Annotated in this window: 2 protein-coding genes; both read right to left on the bottom strand. The window is 71.1% G+C overall.

What is annotated here, in order from left to right; genetic code table 11:
- Positions 1 to 54: 54 nt before the first annotated feature.
- Positions 55 to 2,757: a CoA-binding protein gene (locus EV699_RS19655; RefSeq protein ID WP_132546022.1), complete on the bottom strand. Its 2,703-nt coding sequence runs from the start codon at positions 2,755 to 2,757 to the stop codon at positions 55 to 57.
- Positions 2,758 to 2,792: 35 nt separating this feature from the next.
- The gene (locus tag EV699_RS19650) at positions 2,793 to 4,067 is read right to left on the bottom strand and encodes an ATP citrate lyase citrate-binding domain-containing protein (RefSeq protein ID WP_132546020.1); all 1,275 of its coding nucleotides are present in this window, start codon (positions 4,065 to 4,067) and stop codon (positions 2,793 to 2,795) included.
- Between the last annotated feature and the right edge of the window lie 12 nt (positions 4,068 to 4,079).

Here is a 4,079-nt window from a genome sequence, read left to right as displayed (position 1 = left end):
GCGGGCGCTTGACGCGCCCGCGGTCCGGTGCGTGGGAGGGGCTGCGGCGGCGGCTCAGGAGACGAAGCGCAGGGCCGAGGCGGCGGTGCGGGTGTCCATGTTGCGGCCGCGGTTGAGGTGGTCGTCGATCTCCGCGGCGCAGCCGATCATGCGTCCGTAGAGGAACAGCGTGAACGCCGCGCTCTCCAGGTCGTGCTCGCCGAGCGCGCCGCGCTGGTAGCGCGGCCACAGCATCTTCAGCAGCAGCGCGCCGATCACCGCGTCGATGTTGACGCAGAAGACGTTGCGCGTGACGCCGGCCTCGAACAGCGCGCGGGTGAGCGCGTGGTAGTAGTCGTGGAAGACGTTGTGCTCGCCGCGCTCGCGGAACAGCTCCACGAGGTAGGCCTCGCGCGGGTCGAGGTTGACCGGCTTGTCCTTGAACACCGGGTGGTTGATGCCGGCGATGGCGCGCCGCTCGCCGCCGAGCTCGCGGGCGGCGGCCTTCTCGGCGGCGTAGCGCTCGGCGTAGGCGTGCGCCATCGCGCCGAGGTCGAGCCCGTGCGCCGGGTCGCCGGGGTCGCTGAGGTGGCTGTTGCGGAACTGCTCGACCAGGAAGGTGATGGCCTCGTAGCCGGCACCCCCGTGCGAGTAGCCGGTGTGGGTGAGGAAGCCGACCATCGCCTTGTTGATCTGCACCCGCGCCGGGGTCTGCGGGCCGTCGGCCGACACCGCCCCCTTGGCGCCCTGCGCCGAGATGCTGCCGGGACCGTTGGAGAGCAGGATGCCGACCAGCACCTGGAAGGCGAACAGGCGCTCGGCGTCGGGGCGCTCGCCGAGCAGCGTGAGGTAGGCGATCTCGTTGGCGGTCCAGCGGCTGAGCAGCTCCTGCTGTGGCACGCCGCAGAAGGCGCGGGCCTCGTGGCGCGCCGCCGGGGCCGAGGCGCCGATCAGCGCGCCGTAGAGCTTGAGGTACCAGGGCAGGCCGCGGGCGCTTTCGAGCGAGATGCGCTTGCGCGCGAGCGGGCCCCAGGCGAGCGTCATGGCGATGGCGGCGAGCACGGCGTCGGCGCTCGGGTAGCCGCCGAGGTGGCGGATGAACTTGAGGAACACCGAGCGGGCGCCGCGCGCTTCGAGCGCGGCCATCATCGCCTCGCCGCGCGCATCGGGGCGCTCGCCGACGAAGCGCGCGCGCTCGGCGTCGCTCAGCACGAGGCCGCGGCAGTCGAAGTCCTCGTCGCGCGCATCCTGCAGCCCGGCGTCGGAGAAGCGCGCGATCAGCAGGTCGACCACCGCGCGCGCGGTCTCGACGCGCTTGGGGCCGAGGATGCTGGCGGCGGCGGCGAGCACCGCGTTGGGGGCGTTGCCGGCCTCGCGCGCGGCCTCGGCGGCGGCGAGCATCGGGTCGCCGTGCAGGTTGACGTAGGCGGCGAGCGCGACGCTGATCAGCGCGTTGTCGTTGGGCCCGTTGTGCTCGCGCAGCAGCGCGAAGCACAGGTTGGACTCCAGCGGCTGGCGCGCGGCCTCGAGCACGCTGACCCCGTGCAGGCGCGTGATCTGCGTCTTCGGGTCCATCTGCGAGACGCCGGAGGCGTCCTTCATCGGCTGGCGCGGGAAGCTGCGCCCGATCTGGCGCGCCAGCGCGGCGATCTGCGCGTTGTAGGGGCCCGGCGCCTCGACCACCGGCAGCGCCAGGTCGGGCGGCAGGTCCAGGCCCTGGGCGTTGCCGAACCACGGCTTCAGCGCCAGGCTGCCGCGCGGGGCGAAGTCGGGCTCGATGCCGTTCAGGCGCATCACCGCGCTGAGCGCGAGCGGGATGTGGGCGATGTTGGTGACCACCGCGCCCTTGGCCGAGCACACCGGGTTGTCGGGGCTGAACAGCTCATCGACGCCGAAGGCGTCCATGAACCAGTGCTCCTTGGCCTCGGCGCTGTCGCCGCTGCCGCCCATCGCCCCGGCGTGGCCGACGGCGCGGGTGAGCTTGGCCTTCCAGCGCCCGACCACGCAGGCCACGGTCGGCTTGGTCAGCTTGAGCGCGTGCTCGTAGTAGCCGCCGGGCTCGACGTAGAGCACCGCGGCCTTGGAGCGCGCGTCGTTGGCCAGCGCGTAGGCGAACTCGGGGGCGGCGAAGTGGATGTAGACGTCCTTGCCGCTGGAGATCAGCGTGGTGGTGCCCCAGCCGGCGGTGGCCAGGTACTGCGCGATGGTGGTGGTGAAGTTGCCGGAGTTCGAGTACAGCGCCACCGAGCCCGGGATCAGCGCCTCCTCGGGGTGGTCGCCGCCGAGCGCGCCGCCGATGCGCACGCGGTTCCAGCTGTCGGCCACGCCCAGGCAGTTGGCGCCGAAGATGTCGATGCCGCTCTGCTGCGCCATGGCGCGGATCTCGCGCGCGTCGTGCACCGAGGACTTCTCGGTGACGATGACGATCTTCTTCAGCTCCGGGTTGACGCGGATCAGCTCGGCCACGCCGTCGCGCACCCCCGCCGGCGGCAGGTAGACCACGCCGGTGTTGAAGCGGTGTCCGGCCGCCAGGCCCTCGCGCACGCTGTTGAACACCGGCACCGCGCCGAGCGCGGTCTCCAGCACCTGGCCGCGCTTGCCGGGCGAGGTGCCGAAGGCGATGTTGCCGCCCGAGTAGAGGTGGCTGACCGGCGTGACCTCGCTCGACTCGCCGCCGAGGATGTTGAGCACGCAGACACGGTCCTCGCGCGTGGCGATCTCGGCCAGCGACGGGATGCCGACGAAATAGGGGAAATCTCCCACACCTTGCTTGTACATCGTGATGGTTCTCCGGATTCGGTGGACGGTGGCGCTCAGGCGGCGAGGCCGAGGCGGCGGGCGACCTGGGTGCGTCCGCCGGCCTTCATCCAGCGGTCCACCGCCTGGGCGTGGTTGACGACCTCGCTCATCGCCGAATCGAAGCCGAAGAAGCGGTAGGGCAGCCCGAGCGCCTCGCAGGTGTCCTTGAGCACGCCCATGCCGCGGATCAGGTTCGGCCCGCCGCGCCCGACCACCACGTACAGCGGCGTCGGCCCGTAGGCGCCGAAGTGCTCGCGCAGCGCATCGGCCATGCCGCGGAAGGTGACCTCGATGTCGGTGTTGTTGGACTTGCCGCCGATGATGAACAGCACGTTCGACTGCCTGAGCCAGTGCTTGAAGCAGATGCGCGCGACGTCGCGCATCTTTTCGTAGGGCGGGTTGCCGCCGAAGTCCGAGGAGATGATGGCGTCGTCGCCGAGCGCCTGGGTCACCAGCGAGTTGGCGCCGCCGCCGAAGGTCGGCGCGAGGATGGTGCCGGCGCTGTTGATCACGTAGACGTCGCTCTGCCCCTGGTAGGTGCGCAGCGCGTTGATCTCCTGCTCGAAGTCCGAGGTGTCGGCGCTGAACAGGTGCGCCGGCAGCCCCAGGCGCTCCCAGCGCGGGTCGTCGCGGTCGAAGCCGCACTTGAAGTCGCAGGCCACCGGCACCAGGCGCCCGCCCTTGCCCGGCATCATGCGGATGGGGTTGAGCTCGAGCGTGGTCATGCCGTAGTGGTGGAACAGCTCCCAGAGCTTGGGCAGGTGCTGCACCAGCGGCGAGACCAGCTCCTTGGGCGCGCCGATGTCGGCGAGCGCGTTGGCGATGACGAAGCTCTTCAGCCCGGTGAGCGCCTCGAAGGGCACCTCGGCGACGTAGCGCCGCTCGAGCTCCTCGATGTCCATGCCGCCCTTGTGGGTCAGCGTGATGGTCGGGGCGCGAAAGCGCGTGGCGTCGCTGATCGAGAAGTACACCTCGTGCTCGGCCGCCACCGCGCCCTCGAAGGTCACGCCCTGGGCCTTGCTGACGACGTGGCCGACGCGGTGCTCGGCGAAGTACAGCCGCTCCTTCTCGGCCAGCGCGCCCTTCAGGTCACGGGCGCGCCCGAGCAGGCCGGACTTGCCCTTCTTGCCCACCCCGCCCTTGAAGATCGGCTTGATGAACACCGACCCGCAGCGCGCGATCAGCGCCTTGATCGCGTCCTCGTCGGCCTCCGGGCCGAGCACCTCCGCGGTGGGAAAATCCACGTACTGCAACAGCCTCGCCCCGTGCAACATGCCGGTTATCTGCATCGCCTCGCCTCC

Origin of the sequence: Plasticicumulans lactativorans (genome assembly GCF_004341245.1) — a bacterium.
GTDB classification, from domain to species: domain Bacteria; phylum Pseudomonadota; class Gammaproteobacteria; order Competibacterales; family Competibacteraceae; genus Plasticicumulans_A; species Plasticicumulans_A lactativorans.
Note: the sequence above shows the minus strand (reverse complement) of the source record. Positions and strands in the feature narration are given on the sequence as shown.

Excerpts from the sequence above, each read along its gene's own strand:
- EV699_RS19655 (WP_132546022.1), bottom strand. The coding sequence starts at position 2,757 with ATGTACAAGCAAGGTGTGGGAGATTTCCCCTATTTCGTCGGCATCCCG.
- EV699_RS19650 (WP_132546020.1), bottom strand. The coding sequence starts at position 4,067 with ATGCAGATAACCGGCATGTTGCACGGGGCGAGGCTGTTGCAGTACGTG.